Here is a 15573-nt window from a genome sequence, read left to right as displayed (position 1 = left end):
AGGAGCGAACTTGCGCAGCCTGCAAGTTTTTAGAGTGTGAAGTGATCTTCCTGACTCGTGACCCGGGCGGAGACCGACGGATCCGGTCGCTCGGTGCGGGGTATGGCGCCGGTGGTCTCCACGATGAGCGCGGCGACCAGGTCCGGGTCGTCGCTCATCGGGACGTGCCCGCAACGCGGCAGCGTCACCACCCGTGCCGCCGGCAGGCCCGCGCGGGCGCGCTCGGCCTGGTGGACGCCGAAGATCCGGTCGCAGTCCCCCCAGCCGATGGTCACCGGCACCGTCGCGTCGGACAACCGGAGGCAGTCGAAGCGATAGTCGCGGGCGGCTCGGGCCACCGCGTTGAAGCCTGCCCCGCGGCGCAGGGCGAGCGCGTCGCCCAGCGCGCGCTCGACATCCAGCAGCGTCGGGCGGGCCATCAGCGGCGCGAAGCACAACGCCCGTAGGTACGCCGAGCGCAGCGCGACCCGCATGATCGTGGTGGGCAGGTACGAGTTGGCCCGCAGCATCCGGAGGATGGCCAGCGCCCGGCGGCGCTCCGCCGGTGTGAAGAAGCCGGCGGGGGCGAAGGCCGTGGCCGAGGCGACCGCCCCGGTGGCGGCAAGCTCCAGGGCGATCGCCCCACCGAGGCTGTAGCCGGCGACGTGCGGACGCTCCAGCCCCCACTCGGTAAACGCCGGCAGGACCCCGGCCACTGTGGCGGCCATGTCGGCGGGCATGCCGGTGCCGGGCACGGGGGAGTTCCCGAAGCCGGGCAGGTCGAGCGCGATCACCTCGTGGTGAGCGGTGAGCCGGTCGAACACCGGCTCCCACGCCTGATGACGGTGACCGATGCCGTGGATGAGCACGAGCGGCTCTCCGCTGCCCGCACGTCGGAAATGAATGCTCATGACCGCTCTCCCACCGACGTCCTGCCGAAGGAACGCCCGAGCTGGCGTACCTCGTCTTCCATCTGGCCGACCATGGTCTGGCCGCCGAACCGGGTGATCAACGCGTCCGAGAGGCCGCTGAGCATCACCGGCCGCAACGCCTGTACCAGGGCGAGCGACCGTGGCACGTACACCTTGCGCCTGCGGCGCTCGATGCCGTGGAGCAGGGCCTCGACGCACTGCTCGACGGGTACGACGGTGGACAGCGGCCACGGCAACCGGCGCAGCGTGGTGCGAAAGGATGCCAGGTCGTCACTGATGTCGCGGACCAGGTCGGTGTCGATCCAGATCGGATGCGCCGTGCCGACGGTGACACCGCGTGGGCGGGTCTCCAGGCGCAGCACGTTGGCGAACTGCTCCACACCGGCCTTGGACGCGCAGTAGGCGGCCATGCCGGGCATTGCCGTGAAGGCGGCGGCTGACGAGACGATCAGGACGTGGCCGCGGGCGGCGGTGACGTGGGGCAGCGCCGCGCTGACCGTGCGGATCGCGCCGCAGAGGTTCACCTCGACGGTACGGACCAGCGCGTCGACCGGTCCCACGGCGACGGTGCCGAGGTTCGCGATGCCCGCGTTGGCCACTACCACGTCGATGCCACCGAAGCGGTCCACAGTGGAGGCGACTGCGGCGTCCAACGCCACCTGGTCGGTGACGTCACACTCGTACCAGTGCGCGTCGAGGTCGGCGCTGAGCCGCTCGAGCAGCTCGCCCTCCAGACCGACGAGGGCGACCCGGGCCCCGCGGGCGACGGCCTCGCGGGCCAGCTGCGCCCCGATGCCGCGCGCCGCGCCGGTGATGAGCAGGATCTTGCCCGCCAGGTCATACCGCATCGGCGTGCTCCCGCTCCGGTTCGTTGGGGGTGCTGCCGGTCGAGGCGATCTGGTAGTCGGCCGGGCGGAACCGGCGCAGCCGCATCCGGAAGCTGGTGGCGAAGCCCGGCCAGATCGTGGTGTTGCGGCCGGTGGCGTCGAGATACCAGCTCGAACAGCCCGTCTGCCATACGGTGCCGGTCATCTTCTGGTCGACCCGCTCGGTCCAGCGTCGTTGCGCCCGCGCGGTGGGCTCGATGGCCTGGACGCCCCGGGCCCGCATGTGACGCAGGGCCGAGAGCACCAGATGCAGCTGCGCCTCGATCATCAGCACCACCGACGTGTGCCCGAGCCCGGTGTTCGGGCCGAGCAGGAAGAACAGGTTGGGGAAGCCGGCGATGGTCGTGCCCCGGTACGCGCGCATGCTCGGGGTCCACACGTCACCCAGACTGCGCCCGCCCCGACCGTGGATGCGTCGGACGACGGGGGAGTCGGTGACGTGGAAGCCGGTCCCGAGGATGATCGTGTCCGCCCGGTGGTGGACGTCGTCGTCGGTGACGAGACCGTCCGGCACGATTCGGGCGATGCCGGTGGTGACCACGTCGACGTTCGGCCGGGTGAGCGACGGCCAGTAGTCGTTGGAGATCAGCACCCGCTTGCAGCCCATCGCGTAGCGGGGGGTGAGCTTGTCCCGCAGGATCGGGTCGGGGACCTGACGCCGCAGCGTACGCACTGACAGGCGCGAGGCGAGGCGGTTGACCGCCGGGTGCAGGAATCCCAGGCCCATGCTCTCGCGTACCAGATAGAGCCCTGCGCGGGCGGCCCGCTGCGCACCGGGCACGGTGCGGAACGCGGCCTGCTCGACGCCGCTGATCCGGCGCGACAACCTCGGCATGATCCAGGCAGGGGTGCGCTGGAAGAGCGTCAGCTTCTCGACCGTCGGCTGGATCTGTGGCACGAACTGGATGGCCGAGGCGCCGGTGCCGATCACCGCGACGCGCCGGCCGGTCAGGTCGTGGTCGTGCCGCCAACGGGCGGAGTGGAACACGGTGCCGGCGAACTCGTCGATCCCGGGCAGGTCGGGGATGGCCGGGTCGCTGAGCGGGCCGGCGGCACAGATCAGGACCCGGGCGCTGTGGTCGCCGCCCGAGGTGCGCAACAGCCAGCGTTGGCGCTGGTCGTCCCACCTTGCCTCCCGCACCTCGTGGCGCAACCGCAACCTCGGGCGTATCCCGAAGCGGTCGACACAGCCGCGCAGGTAGTCCCAGATCTCCGGCTGGCCGGAGAACGTGTTCGACCATTCGGGGTTGGGGGCGAAGGAGAACGAGTAGAGGTGCGACGGGACATCGCAGGCGCAGCCCGGGTAGCTGTTGTCACGCCAGGTGCCGCCGACGTCCTCACCCCGGTCGAAGACGAGAAAGTCGGTGAAGCCGGCCCGCTGTAGGCGGATGGCGGCGCCCAGGCCACCGAAGCCGGCGCCGATGATGGCAACGTCTGTCTCCATTCACTCCTCCGTCAGCTCGGGCGTGCGAGTCGGGTCGGCCACTGGCGGCCAGGGCGGATCGCCCACGCCGGTGATTCGTACGCCGCCCCACGGATCGACCTCGGCCAGTCGGGCCGCCCGGACGCGGTCGGCGATGCGCAACTCGACGTCGCGTCGGCCGGAGCGCAGCAGGTGGGCCACCCGTGGCTCGGGCTCGATCCGTCCGCCCCAGTGGAAGCGGCCGTCGACCGGCTCCCACCGCCCGCTGAGGTGCACCCGGACCGCGCTGCCCTCGACACCCGCCGGGCCGTTGTAGCTCACGGCACGATCCGCTCGTGGGCGCGCGTCAGCTCGTGCGGCAGGTCGGCGCTGGCCCGCACCCCCTCGATGCCGCTCCACAGCAGGGCGGTCAGGTAGTCGGTGAGGGCGGCCCGGCTGATCGGCTGGCCGTGCGTGGTCCACCAGTCGCCGACCGCCTGCACGAAACCCACCAGGCCGTACGCCCAGGGCTCGGCGGGACCGGCGTCCAGGCCCAGCGTGCGTAGCCGGTCGCCGATCACCCGGGCGAGCCCGGCGGCCACCTGCCGGCTGGTGCCGGCGATCACCTGGTGGATGCCGGGGTCGCCGGACTGGTGCATCAGGAACCGGTAGAGCCTCGGCTCCGACTCGATCACGCCCAGGTAGGCGTCGATCGTCGCTTCGACCAGGCCACGTTCCTCGCGGACCTGTTCGACGGCGGGCGCGATGGCGTCGACCACCCGGGCCGCCACCACCTCGCTGACCGCGACCCAGAGCTGCGACTTGTCGGCGAAGTAGCGGTACAGAACCGGTTTGCTGACACCCGCGGCGGCGGCCACCTGTTCCATGTCGACAGTCGGCCCGTGCCGCAGCAGGGCCTGCACCGCGGCGCCGACCAACTGCTGCCGTCGTTGCTCACGATGGTCTGCCCAGCGGTCTCGGCGGCCGTTGCCCTTCGCCTTCGGGCTGGCGTCGGAGGGCGTGGCCGGCGGGTCGGGCGCATTGACATCGGTGAGCGGCGATTGCATGCTACTACTCGTAACAGTTACTGGTCGTCACGTCAATATGGAGGAGCCATGGAGGCGGCGGAAACCAGGCGTGCGGCAGTCGCCGAGCGCCTACTCACGTCCTCGCTGCGGGCCAGCTACGACCCCACCGTCGAGATCGACTGGGACGCCCCGCACACCACCGGCGCCTACTGGCTCCCGCCACAGCGCAGCAGCCTCTACGGCACGCCACTGTGGGAGCAGCTCAGCGAGGAGCAGCGCGTCGAGCTGACCAAGCACGAGGTTGCCAGCGCGGCCAGCGCCGGGCTGTGGTTCGAGACGATCCTCATGCAGATGCTGATCCGGGGGTACTACCGTGCCGACCCGACCAGCCGGCAGGCACAGTACGCGTTGACCGAGGTCGCCGACGAGTGCCGGCACTCCATCATGTTCGGCCGGCTGATCGAGGCGACGGGTTGTCCGGTCTATCGCGCGAGCACCGTGGACCACCACCTCGGGCGCTTTCTCAAGGCCACCGCCAGCGGCCCCCGGATGTACGCCGCGATCCTCATCGCGGAGGAGATCCTCGACGCGTTCCAGCGCGAGATCATGGCGGACGAGTCGCTCCAGCCGCTCATCCGGATGGTCTCCCGCATCCACGTGGTGGAGGAGGCGCGACACGTCCGGTTCGCCCGCGAGGAACTGGCCGCCGCGGTCGCGGCCACCGGTCCGGTGGGCATGGCGTACGCCCGACTGTTGGTCGGTCGGGCCGCCTACACGATCGCCAACCGCCTGGTCCATCCCGGCGTGTACGCGGCGGTGGGCATTCCGCCGGCGGTCGGTCGGGCCGCCGCCCACACCAACCCGCACTGGCGTGCCACCCTGCGCTGGTCCGCGGCGCGGGTGCACGACCACCTGGCGGGCGTTGGCCTGGTGGCTGGGCCGGGGCGTCTGCTGTGGGCCCGGGCCGGGCTGATCTGACCGTTGTCCCCCTGGCGTGAGCGGCATGGGGCCGGCCGTCCCCGGCCGGACCCCACACCGTCCGTGTGGCTCACTCGCTGCGGGCGAAGCCACCCTTCGGCGCGATGATCTCCAGGTTCGTCCCGTCCGGGTCGTTGAAGTACGCGACAGCGGTGCCGACCGCCGCCGGCGGCTCCACCTCGCCGGACGCGAACGTGTACGGCTGTCCGAGGAACTCGAACCCGGCCTCGCTCATTCGGCCGTAGACCGCGCGTACGTCGTCCACGTGGAAGCACAGGTGCATCGAGCCGGGCCGGTTGGCCGCCACCTGGGCGGTGTCGCCGACCGGCTCCTGGAACTGGATCAGGTCGATCCCGAGGTTGTCGAGGTTGAACGTGGCGTACCGCAGCTTCGTCGTCGGCAACCCCTGTGACTGCGCGAAACCGGCGCCGTGCATGCTTTCGTCCCGAACGACCGGTTCCGCGCCGAGCAGGGCCTGGTAGAACGCGACCGAGCGGTCGAGGTCACTCACCGCGATCCCGACGTGTGCGGCCTTCTTCAGCCCGATGGACACGGTCGAGGGATTGGGGAATGCCATCCTGACTCTCCTTACCAGCGCTCTTCGTCGCCTGTGTTGATGCTGATCTTCCTGGCGTACCCCGGGCGAGATCAGTTCATGCGACGTCGCTGTCAGGCCCGTTCGACCCGCGCCTGCTGGTGATCGGTCAGCCGTAGCCCCACACCGCGGACGACATCGATGGTGGCCCCGGTGCCCAGGCCGTGCAGCTTGCGGCGCAGCCGCTTGACCAGCGACTGCACGTCCGCCTTGCGTTCGCGCCCCTCGTCACCCCAGACCGACCGGTGCAGCTCGGCGTAGCTCCAGACCCGGGCCGGCTCGGTGATCAGGCAGGTCAGCAGGTCGTGTTCCAGGCGGGTGAGGTCGACCTCACGTTCCCCGCAGCGGGCGCTGGAGCGGGCCGAGTCGATCACCAGGGCGGCGGCCGGCGTCGGTTCGGACAGGGCGGCTGCCTGCTGCGGGGCGGCGATCAGCCGGCGCAGCTCGTCGAGGTCGGCGACCAGCAGCAGCGGTGCGATGCCGTCGAGAAGCTCCGCGAGCCGGATGCGCTCGGCCGGCGACGGGGTCACCGCGATCAGCAGTGGGAACGGCTCGTCGGCCGGATCACCCCTGTTCACCGTTGCCTCGTCCTCGGCCACCGCACCACCCGGGATCGATGGGCATCCCTGCCCAGCTCTCGTCACGGTTCTGACAATGATTGGCAAGCGTGCCGCCAGCCAGGGCAACTCTTAGCGACAAGTTGCTCACGGCAAGTTCTTGATCGTCCGTTCTTCTCGATCATAGTGTCCACTCGGGCAACCGGCGTGACCCGCGCGGTGCATGGGGGAGGTCCACCATGGCCCATTACACCCTGGGTCGTTCTGAGGGAGGCAGCACCGATGTTCAGACGTCCACAATGGCGGCGCGCGGCCAGATCACTGGTGAGCGCCGGCGCGGCGACGATCCTCGCCGCGACATGCTTGGCGACGATCAGCTCGGGCGCGCAGGCCGCGCCGGGCGGTGCGATGGGGGCGGGCGCCCAGACCGGGGACAAGATCCGACCGGAGCTCGCCAAGCAGCTCCAGGCGAAGAGTGAAGGGGACTTCTGGATCCGGTTCAAGGACCGGGCCGACCTGAGCAAGGCCAGCGCCATCAAGGACTGGTCGAAGCGTGGCACGGCGGTGGCGGACGCGCTGCGCAAGACCGCCGCAGCGAGCCAGGGCAAGATCCGGGCCGACCTCGACAGCTCGGGCACCAAATACCAGACCTTCTGGGCCACCAACGCCATCAAGGTGAACAGCGGTTCGCTGGCGATGGCCCAGAAGTTCGCCGGGCACTCGGAGGTCGAGGGCCTCTACGCGCCGGTCGCGTACAAGGTGCCGGAGACGACCAAGGGCACCGACGAGAAGACCGTGAACGCCCTGGAGTGGGGCATCGCCAACATCAACGCCGACGACGTCTGGTCCCAGTACGGCGTCAAGGGCGAGGGCATCACCGTCGCGAACATTGACACCGGGGTGCAGTTCAACCACCCGGCGCTGGTGAACTCCTACCGGGGCAACAACGGCGACGGGACGTTCGACCACAACTACAACTGGTTCAACGCCGCCAACGCGACCGGGGCCTGCGCCACCGCCCCCTGCGACGGCGACGGCCACGGTACGCACACGATGGGCACCATGGCCGGCTCCGACGGCGCGAACCAGATCGGTGTCGCCCCCGGGGTCAAGTGGATCGCGGCGAACGGTTGCTGCCCCAGTGACGCCGCTCTGGTCGAATCCGGTCAGTGGATGCTCGAACCGCTGGACCTCAACGGTCAGAACGCGGACGCGAGCAAGCGACCGAACATCATCAACAACTCGTGGGGCACCCGGGACCCGTCCAACGAGCCGTTCATGGAGGACGTGACGAACGCCTGGGCCGCGTCCGGGATCTTCGGCGCCTGGTCCAACGGCAACAGCGGGCCTGCTTGCCAGACCAGTGGCTCGCCGGGCAGCCTCGTCAGCAACTACTCGACCGGCGCGTACGACAGCAACAACAACGTCGCCGGCTTCTCCTCCCGCGGCGCCGGTCAGAACGGCGAGATCAAGCCCAACATCTCGGCGCCGGGCGTGAACGTCCGGTCGAGCATCCCGGGCAGCGCCTACGGCAGCATCAGCGGCACCTCGATGGCCTCACCGCACCTCGCGGGCGCGATCGCGCTGCTGTACTCGGCCGCGCCGTCGCTGGTCGGCGACGTCAACGCGACCCGCGCGCTGCTCAACGGCGCCGCGATCGACAAGGCCGACGACCAGTGTGGCGGCACCGCCGCCGACAACAACGTCTACGGCGAAGGCCGACTCGACGCCCTCGCGCTGCTCAACGCCGCCCCGACCGGCGACGTCGGCACGCTGGCCGGCACTGTCACCGACGCGACCTCCGGCGCCCCGATCGCCGGCGCGACACTGACGCTCACCGGCGCCTCCGAGCGTGAGCTGACCACCGGTGCCGACGGCACGTTCTCCACCCAGCTCCCCACCGGCGACTACCAGGTCGCCGTCGCGGCGTTCGGCTACGCCAGCACCACCAAGACGGCAACTGTCGCCAAGGGCGCCACCACGACGCTCAACGTCGCCCTCACGGCGGTGCCGAGTGTCAACGTCACCGGAGCGGTCACCGACGGCTCCGGCCACGGTTGGCCGTTGTACGCGAAGGTGACAGTGACCGGCGTGTCCGGCGTCTACGACTACACCACCCCGTCAAACGGCCGCTACAGCATCAAGCTGCCGGCCGGGCAGACGTACACCCTGAAGTACGAGCCGCAGTACCCGGGCTACCAGACCGTCACCAAGGACGTCGTGGTCGGCTCGGGCAACGCCACCGCCAACGTCGCCGTGCCGGTGGACAGCAGCGTCTGCACCACCGCGCCCGGATACGCGACCGGCTCCGACGGTGAGTACGAGACCTTCGACGCCACGACCACGCCGGCCGGCTGGACCGTCGTGGACGACGCGGGCAGCGGTCAGGTCTGGAAGTTCACCGACGACGGCGACCGGGGCAACCTGACCGGCGGCACCGGCAACTTCGCGATGATCGACAGCGACAACTACGGTGCCGGCACCAGCCAGGACACCTCCCTGGTCAGCCCGGTGGTCGACCTGACCAGCGTCACGGCTCCGGTCATCCGGTTCAACCAGGACTTCAACCAGCTCAACGACGACACCGCCGACGTGGACCTGAGCATCGACGGCGGCGCCACCTGGACCAACGTGCTGCGGCAGGAGACCGACGTCCGGGGACCGAAGCTGACCGAGATTCCGATCCCGCAGGCGGCCGGCCAGGCGCAGGTGCAGGTTCGGTTCCACTACTACGACGCCTCGTACGAGTGGTGGTGGGAGGTCGACAACGTCCTGATCGGCAGCCAGGTCACCTGCGTGCCGGTCGACGGCGGTCTGGTCGTCGGCAACGTCCGCGACAAGAACGACGACAGCTACGTCAACGGCGCGACAGTCACCAGCAAGGACCGGCCCGCCGAGAAGGCCGTCACCGTGGCGACCCCTGACGACCCGGGGCTGGCCGACGGCTTCTACTGGATCTACTCGTCGCTCACCGGCGAGCACCCGTTCACGGCGACCGCCGGCAACTACGTCAGCCAGACCAAGCCTGTCGACGTCGAGGCCGACTGGGCGACCACCGCGAACTTCCAGCTCGCGGCCGGTCGACTGGCGGTGACGCCGACGCAGTTGAGCGCGACGCTCCAGATGCCCAACGGCAAGACCAGCAAGTCGTTCACGGTGACCAACACCGGCGGCGCGCCGGTCGAGGTCAAGTTCGGTGAGCGGGACAACGGGTTCGAACTCCTGCGGGCGGACGGCTCAAAGGTCACCCGCCAGCAGGTGCTCGGGTCCAGCGGCGCGCCGGAGCAGCGGCTCACCGTACCGACGTCGTTCGCCGCCAAGGCGTCCGGCAAGGAGGCCAAGGCCGCTGCCGCGGCGGTCGGCCCGCAGGCGGCGCCGTGGACCGACATCGCCAACTACCCGGCCACGATCATGGACAACCGGGTGGTGAACCTGGACGGCAAGGTGTATTCGCTCGGTGGTGGCGACGGTGAGGCATCCACCACCAAGAACTACGCCTACGACCCGGCCGCACAGACCTGGACGGCGATCGCCGACCTTCCCGGCGCGCGTAACGCGGTGACCGCGGGCGTGGTGAACGGCAAGATCATCGTCAGCGGTGGCTGGGGCGACGCAGGCCCGGACTCCGCCACCTGGTCCTACGACCCGGGGGCCAACACCTGGACGGAACTGGCCGACAACCCGGCACCGCGGGCCGCGGCCGGTCAGGCCGTCGTCGACGGCAAGCTGTACGCCGTCGGTGGCTGCACGACGGCGGCCTGTCTGCCGATGTCGAACAGCGTCGTCCGGTACGACCCGACCGGTGACAAGTGGGAGACGATGGCCAACTACCCGAAGTCGGTGGCCTTCGCCTCCTGCGGCGGGATCGACGGCGTCCTCTACTGCACCGGCGGCAACGACGGTTCCGCCGCGCAGAAGTCCAGCTACGCCTTCGACCCGGGCGCCAACACCTGGACCGCCATCGCCGACGCACCGGCCGACAACTGGGCCAGCTCGTACGCCGTCGCCAGCGGCAAGCTCCTGGTTGTCGGTGGCTCGCAGGGTGGGGCCATCAGCAACGCCGGCTTCGCCTTCGACCCGGCCGCCGGTTCGTGGTCCAACCTGCCCAACTCCAACACCGCGCGGTACCGCGGCGGCGCGGCGTGCGGCTTCTACAAGATCGGCGGCTCGTCCGGCAGCTTCAACGCGGCTCCGGACAGCGAGGTGCTCCCGGGCTTCGAGGGATGCTCCGAGTCGGCGGCCGACGTCAGCTGGATGACCATCGACAAGTCGGCGGTCACCCTCGCGCCGGGTGCGAAGGTCACTGTCACCGTCGGTCTGACGGCGAACGTGGACCAGCCGGGCACCTACTCCGGCGCGGTCGCGATCTCCGAGAACACCCCGTACTCGGTGGCGCCGGTCGCGGTGACCATGACCGCGAACCCCCCGAAGACCTGGGGCAAGCTCATGGGTACGGTCACCGGCACCAGCTGCCAGGGTGCGACCTCGCCGCTCACCGGCGCGGTAGTGCAGGTCGACTCGTGGGCGGCGTCGTACACCTTCGCCACCGACGCCGAGGGCAAGTACGCCTACTGGGTGGACCGCCGCAACAACCCGCTCACGATGATCGTGGCCAAGGACGGCTGGAAGCCGCAGACCCGTCAGACCAGGATCGACACCGCCACTCCGACGGTGGAGAACTTCGGGTTGGCGCCCATCAAGTGCTGACGCCCGAGCACTAGCCGAAGAAGTCCGGCCCGCCTGGTCCCCGACCAGGCGGGCCGGACCGCGCCCGGGGTGATCAGACGGGGGCGAGCCGGAAGCCGACGCCGCGTACCGAGTGGATCGTCGCCGTGGCGTTGAGACTGGCGAGCTTGCCGCGCACCCGGCGGATCACCGAGTGCATGTCGGAGCCCCGGCCGAGGTGCCGGTTGCCCCAGACCTCGAGGTGCAGGCGTTCGTAGGTCCAGACCTGACCGGGCGCGTGCACCAGGCAGAGTAGGACGTCGTGCTCCAGCCGGGTCAGGTCGATCTCCTGGTCGCGCCAGCGCAGCACCCGGCGGTCGGAGTCGACGGCCAGATCCGGTGGCGGTGGCTGTGGGCTCGGCGCCACCTCGGCGAGCGCCACAGCGGTCGGGGGAGCCGGGGCGGCAGGCGCCTCGACCACCCCGAGGAACCCTCGTGCCTGCTCGACTGTCGAGACGATCAGAAAGGCGTCACTGCCGCCGAGCAGTCGGGCCAGATGTCGCCGCTCGGCCGGCGAGGATGCGATGCCGATGACCAGGCTGGCCACTGGAATTCCCTGCATTTGCCAACACCTTCCGGTTCCCCAACTCACTCCGGATGGATTTTTCGCACCGCCGACCGAAACATCGATCGGCGTCCTGACCCTAGTGGTGGCTGATCTCGGCTGGGTAAAACATCGTTGCATGTAAGCATGTGAATCCCGCCGCGCCGTCCAGGTCCACCCGGCCCACCGCCGACGATCCGCTTTTCCGGAAGCGGTGTGGGTGGTTGTGACAGAACCAAGACAATCCGAGCATGGGGTACGGACCTTTCGGGGCGAGCATGGTCGCCATGTCCATCGGATCGTTGTACTCCGTCGGGCGGTCGACGCCCGGTCCGGCGCGACCGCTGCCCCACGCCCGCGCGGCGGTGCCGCTGGGGCTTCGACTGCTCGTGGCGGCGCTGTCCGGTCTGGTTGCCCTGACCCTCACCGCCGCCGTCTTCGTCCGGACGTACCCCGGGCAGTGGCTGGACGGGGTGCTCCTGCCGCGCGCCGAGCGGGGCGGAGGGTACGAGCAGCAGACCGTGCTGGTGGGCCCGGCCAAGACCGTGCTGGCCACCTTCGGCAGCCCGAGCCTCATCGCGGCCCTGCTCGGTGTGGTGCTGCTGGTGGGTGTGCTCCGCCGGCGGCTGGTGGCGGGGGTGGTCGGTGTGGGCATTGTCGTCTGCGCCGTGCTGCTGGCCGGCGCTGTGAAGTCGGAGCTGCCCCGCCCGGATCTCCAGATCCTGAGCTCCACCACCCACAACAGCTTCCCCAGCGGCCATGTCGCGGCGGCGACCGCCCTGCTGCTGGCGTTCATGCTGGTCCTGCCCGGGTGGGCCCGGCGCTGGCTGGCGGCGCCGGGCGCGGCGGGTGTCTCGGTGATCGCCGCCGCCACGATGATCGCGGGCTGGCACCGGTTCAGCGACGTGCTCGGTGGCGTACTGCTCGGGGCGACTCTGTTCTGCCTGGCGGCGGCAGCGTTGGCGGCCTGGTCCGACGGCCGCGACACGACCGGAGGTTCGGACGGTGGCAGCCTCTGGCGCAGGCTGGCCGAGGCCGCAGTCGGGCTGGTTGTACTGGTCTGGGCGCTGCTGGTGGTCGTGCCCGGTCTGGCCGCGTCGGTGCAGCGCGGCTTGTTGATCGCCATCGTGGCCGCAGCCGCGTCGACGATGTTCCTGGTGGGCGCTGTGGTGTTCCTGGTGCGTTCGACGGAGTTCGCGGTGCCGCCCTCCCCGCGGAGCCGAGCGCAGCCACCGCCAACGACCGAAACCCGAAAGATCTAATGATGGGATACTTGACGACATGTCCCAGGTGCTGTTGATCGAAGACCACCAGACGGTGCGCGACGGACTGCAGTTGGCGCTCACCCGACAGGGCCACACCGTGCACGCCGTGGGCACCGGTGAGCAGGGGTTGGAGCGGCTGCGCGCGACCCCGTCCGATGTCGTGGTCCTCGATCTCATGCTGCCCGGGATGGACGGGTTCGAGGTCTGCCGCCGGATCCGGCAGCTCGGCGACCTGCCGATCATCATGCTCACCGCCCGCAACGACGACATGGACGTGGTCGCGGGCCTGGAGGCCGGCGCCGACGACTACGTGGTCAAGCCCGTGCAGGCCCGGGTGCTGGAGGCGCGCATCCGCGCGGTGCTGCGACGGACCGGTGGCGACTCGCGGCGCGGCGGCGACCGGACCGGCCTGGAACAGCACGGTGAGTTGACAATCGACCGGGCCGCGCTGGTGGTCAGCAAGGACGGAACGCCGGTCAGCCTCGCCCCGACGGAGCTGCGGCTGCTGCTCGAACTCTCGCACACGCCCGGCCAGGTGCTCAGCCGCCAGCAGCTGCTGGAGGCCGTGTGGGAGCACGGCTATCTCGGCGACTCGCGACTCGTGGACGCGTGCGTCCAGCGGGTACGCGCCAAGATCGAGGCCGATTCGTCGGCGCCGGTCTTCATCCAGACGGTACGTGGTTTCGGATACCGGTTCGGGCCGCTGTGACACAGTGGCGCCGGGTCGGCGCATGGGTCTCGGGTCTACGGGTCCGGCTCCTCCTGGCGTTCGCGCTGCTGGGCGTGACCACGACGGTGGCGGTGGCCGGTGGCAGCTACTTCCAGGCTCGGACCGTCATCCTCCAGCAGGCGCAGGACGCCGCGGTGATGTCGCTGACCGACCAGCTCACCAAGGTCTACCCGATCGCCCAGCTTCCGCCGACCCAGGACGACCTCGAACTGTTGGCCCAGCGCCTCAGCGACCGGGAGAGCTTCGCGGTGGTCGTCTACCGGGACATGCGGGCACAGGGCGGCTCCGAGCTCGCCGACCCGCTCACCCCCGAGCTGCGGCAGGAGGTCCGTGACGGTCGCATCGCCTGGCAGCGGGTCTCACTCGCCGGAGAGCCCGCGCTGCTCATCGGTACCCAGTTGGCGCTGGACCGCGCGGACGGCACGTCCCGTCCGTCCGGGGTGGAGGTCTACTCGGTGCGCAATCTCGTGCCCGAGCAGCAGAGCATCGACCGGCTCGCCACCCGGGCGTGGCTGACCGGCGGGTTGTCTCTGATCCTCGCCGTCCTACTGGCGTTGCTGTCCGCCCGCGGCGTCCTGCGACCCGTCCGCGACCTCAGTCGGGCGGCGCGCCGCCTCGGTGAGGGCGACCTGAGCACCCGGTTGACGGTCCGGGGCGCCGACGAGCTGGCGGATGTGGCGCGGACCTTCAACGACACCGCGGGCACGCTGGAGCGGCAGGTCAGCGAGCTGCGGCGGATGGAATCCGACGCCCGCCGCTTCGTGGCCGACGTCTCGCACGAACTCCGGACGCCGCTGGCCGCGATGACGGCGGTCACCGACGTGCTCGACGAGGAGGCCGAACACCTGCCCGGGGACGCGGGCCGGGCCGCCCGGCTGGTCAGCCAGGAGACGCAGAACCTCACCCAACTGGTCAACGACCTCATCGAGATCAGCAGGTTCGACTCCGGCACCGCGCGGCTCGCCCTGGACGACGTGGACGTGGCCGCGGCGGTGACCGCGACCCTGCGGATCCGCGGCTGGCTGGACCGGGTACGAACGGAGTTGCCACCCGGCATCGTGGCCCGGCTCGACCCCCGCCGACTGGACGTGATCGTCGCCAACCTGGTCGGCAACGCCTTCCGGCACGGTGCCGAGCCGGTGTCGGTACGACTCGGCGCCGACCCGGGCTGGGTCACCATCGAGGTGGCCGACCGGGGGCCCGGACTGGACCCGGAGGTGTTGCCACACGTCTTCGACCGCCTCTACAAGGCCGACACCGCGCGAACCCGCTCCGAGGGCAGCGGCCTCGGCCTCGCCATCTCCTGGGAGAACGCGCGTCTGCACCGCCACGGCGAGCGACGGGGGAGTCTCGTAGCGGGCAACGGCACCCACGGCGGCGCGGTGTTCACCCTCCGCCTGCCCCGCGAAACGGCGGACACCGGAGGTGCCCGGTGACCGGCCGACGAACGGGCCGTGCGCTGCTCGCCGGCGGACTGCTTCTGACGCTGCTCGCGGCGGGCTGTGGGGTACGACCCAGTGCGGTCATCACCGGTCGTCCGCCGATCAGCGGCCCCGCCCAGGGCAGCTGGCTCTACCTGCTCGCGCAGGGCGAACTGGTGCTGGTCCTCCGCCCGGTCAACACGGACCCGTCGCCCGCCGCCGCGCTCTCGCTGCTCGCAGCCGGTCCGCAGGAGAACGAACGCGCCCAGGGTTTCACCAGCGACGTTCCGGCCGGCCTGGACCCGGTCACGGTGACGGCGGGCGCGGATCGGTCCGGTGACCTCACGGTGCGGGCGAACATCGCCGCGCAGGCGTTGTCAGGGCGCGCGGTCGACCAGATCATCTGCACGACGGTCGCCGCCGCGGCGCAGGTCAGCGCGGCGAACGCCGCCACCACCGTCACCATCGTCGGGTCCGACGGCGCCCGACCGCCCCGGGCGTGCCCGATCAGGTGACCGGGCACCGACCGG

General features: G+C 70.5%; 14 protein-coding genes. 6 read left to right on the top strand and 8 right to left on the bottom strand.

The window, feature by feature from the left end:
- Positions 1–29: 29 nt before the first annotated feature.
- Genes ABZ794_RS29765 through ABZ794_RS29745 form a run of 5 tightly spaced genes read right to left on the bottom strand, consistent with a single transcriptional unit; the run spans position 30 to position 4267 of the window.
- The gene (locus ABZ794_RS29765; protein WP_357518665.1) at positions 30–890 is read right to left on the bottom strand and encodes an alpha/beta fold hydrolase; all 861 of its coding nucleotides are present in this window, start codon (positions 888–890) and stop codon (positions 30–32) included.
- Positions 887–1759 carry an SDR family oxidoreductase gene (locus ABZ794_RS29760; protein ID WP_357518663.1) on the bottom strand — a complete coding sequence of 291 codons (873 nt, stop codon included), beginning with the start codon at positions 1757–1759 and terminating at the stop codon, positions 887–889. The genes ABZ794_RS29765 and ABZ794_RS29760 overlap by 4 nt, the downstream gene beginning before the upstream one ends.
- Positions 1749–3242, bottom strand: coding sequence for an NAD(P)/FAD-dependent oxidoreductase (locus ABZ794_RS29755; protein WP_357518661.1), 1494 nt, complete (start codon positions 3240–3242; stop codon positions 1749–1751). Before ABZ794_RS29755 ends, ABZ794_RS29760 begins: the two co-directional genes overlap by 11 nt.
- Entirely contained in the window at positions 3243–3542 is a 300-nt protein-coding gene (locus ABZ794_RS29750; RefSeq protein ID WP_357518659.1) for a DUF4873 domain-containing protein, read from the bottom strand.
- Complete coding sequence (locus ABZ794_RS29745; protein ID WP_210786319.1) at positions 3539–4267, bottom strand: TetR family transcriptional regulator; 729 nt, start codon at positions 4265–4267, stop codon at positions 3539–3541. Before ABZ794_RS29745 ends, ABZ794_RS29750 begins: the two co-directional genes overlap by 4 nt.
- Positions 4268–4315: 48 nt before the next feature.
- On the opposite strand from ABZ794_RS29745, the gene ABZ794_RS29740 reads away from it, so the two are divergent.
- Positions 4316–5206 (top strand): diiron oxygenase, encoded by an 891-nt coding sequence (locus tag ABZ794_RS29740; protein ID WP_357518657.1) that lies wholly within the window; start codon positions 4316–4318, stop codon positions 5204–5206.
- A 70-nt stretch (positions 5207–5276) separates the two neighbouring features.
- Here ABZ794_RS29740 and ABZ794_RS29735 read toward each other — a convergent pair whose 3' ends face one another.
- Together ABZ794_RS29735 and ABZ794_RS29730 are read right to left on the bottom strand one after the other, a co-directional pair.
- Positions 5277–5783 carry a VOC family protein gene (locus tag ABZ794_RS29735; RefSeq protein ID WP_357518655.1) on the bottom strand — a complete coding sequence of 169 codons (507 nt, stop codon included), beginning with the start codon at positions 5781–5783 and terminating at the stop codon, positions 5277–5279.
- A gap of 92 nt (positions 5784–5875) precedes the next feature.
- Positions 5876–6400, bottom strand: a complete 525-nt coding sequence (locus ABZ794_RS29730; protein WP_357518653.1) for a winged helix-turn-helix domain-containing protein — start codon at positions 6398–6400, stop codon at positions 5876–5878.
- Between the two features lie 240 nt (positions 6401–6640).
- On the opposite strand from ABZ794_RS29730, the gene ABZ794_RS29725 reads away from it, so the two are divergent.
- Positions 6641–11065, top strand: a complete 4425-nt coding sequence (locus ABZ794_RS29725; RefSeq protein WP_210786316.1) for a S8 family serine peptidase — start codon at positions 6641–6643, stop codon at positions 11063–11065.
- Positions 11066–11138: 73 nt separating this feature from the next.
- Here ABZ794_RS29725 and ABZ794_RS29720 read toward each other — a convergent pair whose 3' ends face one another.
- Positions 11139–11645, bottom strand: coding sequence for a winged helix-turn-helix domain-containing protein (locus ABZ794_RS29720; protein ID WP_210786315.1), 507 nt, complete (start codon positions 11643–11645; stop codon positions 11139–11141).
- Positions 11646–11878: 233 nt separating this feature from the next.
- Here ABZ794_RS29720 and ABZ794_RS29715 point away from each other — a divergent pair, with 233 nt between their 5' ends.
- Genes ABZ794_RS29715 through ABZ794_RS29700 form a run of 4 tightly spaced genes read left to right on the top strand, consistent with a single transcriptional unit; the run spans position 11879 to position 15558 of the window.
- Complete coding sequence (locus ABZ794_RS29715; protein WP_357518651.1) at positions 11879–12889, top strand: phosphatase PAP2 family protein; 1011 nt, start codon at positions 11879–11881, stop codon at positions 12887–12889.
- 19 nt (positions 12890–12908) lie between these two features.
- Positions 12909–13601, top strand: coding sequence for a response regulator transcription factor (locus tag ABZ794_RS29710; RefSeq protein WP_357518649.1), 693 nt, complete (start codon positions 12909–12911; stop codon positions 13599–13601).
- Positions 13598–15058: a HAMP domain-containing sensor histidine kinase gene (locus ABZ794_RS29705; protein WP_357518647.1), complete on the top strand. Its 1461-nt coding sequence runs from the start codon at positions 13598–13600 to the stop codon at positions 15056–15058. Before ABZ794_RS29710 ends, ABZ794_RS29705 begins: the two co-directional genes overlap by 4 nt.
- Positions 15055–15558 (top strand): hypothetical protein, encoded by a 504-nt coding sequence (locus tag ABZ794_RS29700; RefSeq protein ID WP_357518646.1) that lies wholly within the window; start codon positions 15055–15057, stop codon positions 15556–15558. Before ABZ794_RS29705 ends, ABZ794_RS29700 begins: the two co-directional genes overlap by 4 nt.
- Positions 15559–15573 lie beyond the last annotated feature (15 nt).

It is taken from the genome of Micromonospora sp. NPDC047187 (genome assembly GCF_040643355.1).
Lineage (GTDB): Bacteria > Actinomycetota > Actinomycetes > Mycobacteriales > Micromonosporaceae > Micromonospora > Micromonospora salmantinae.
The sequence above is the reverse complement of the archived record's forward strand: the minus strand, read 5'-3'. Positions and strand labels throughout refer to the sequence as shown.

Excerpts from the sequence above, each read along its gene's own strand:
- ABZ794_RS29725 (WP_210786316.1), top strand. The coding sequence starts at position 6,641 with ATGTTCAGACGTCCACAATGGCGGCGCGCGGCCAGATCACTGGTGAGC.
- ABZ794_RS29745 (WP_210786319.1), bottom strand. The coding sequence starts at position 4,267 with ATGCAATCGCCGCTCACCGATGTCAATGCGCCCGACCCGCCGGCCACG.
- ABZ794_RS29715 (WP_357518651.1), top strand. The coding sequence starts at position 11,879 with ATGGGGTACGGACCTTTCGGGGCGAGCATGGTCGCCATGTCCATCGGA.
- ABZ794_RS29710 (WP_357518649.1), top strand. The coding sequence starts at position 12,909 with ATGTCCCAGGTGCTGTTGATCGAAGACCACCAGACGGTGCGCGACGGA.
- ABZ794_RS29765 (WP_357518665.1), bottom strand. The coding sequence starts at position 890 with ATGAGCATTCATTTCCGACGTGCGGGCAGCGGAGAGCCGCTCGTGCTC.
- ABZ794_RS29740 (WP_357518657.1), top strand. The coding sequence starts at position 4,316 with ATGGAGGCGGCGGAAACCAGGCGTGCGGCAGTCGCCGAGCGCCTACTC.
- ABZ794_RS29760 (WP_357518663.1), bottom strand. The coding sequence starts at position 1,759 with ATGCGGTATGACCTGGCGGGCAAGATCCTGCTCATCACCGGCGCGGCG.
- ABZ794_RS29720 (WP_210786315.1), bottom strand. The coding sequence starts at position 11,645 with ATGCAGGGAATTCCAGTGGCCAGCCTGGTCATCGGCATCGCATCCTCG.
- ABZ794_RS29755 (WP_357518661.1), bottom strand. The coding sequence starts at position 3,242 with ATGGAGACAGACGTTGCCATCATCGGCGCCGGCTTCGGTGGCCTGGGC.
- ABZ794_RS29735 (WP_357518655.1), bottom strand. The coding sequence starts at position 5,783 with ATGGCATTCCCCAATCCCTCGACCGTGTCCATCGGGCTGAAGAAGGCC.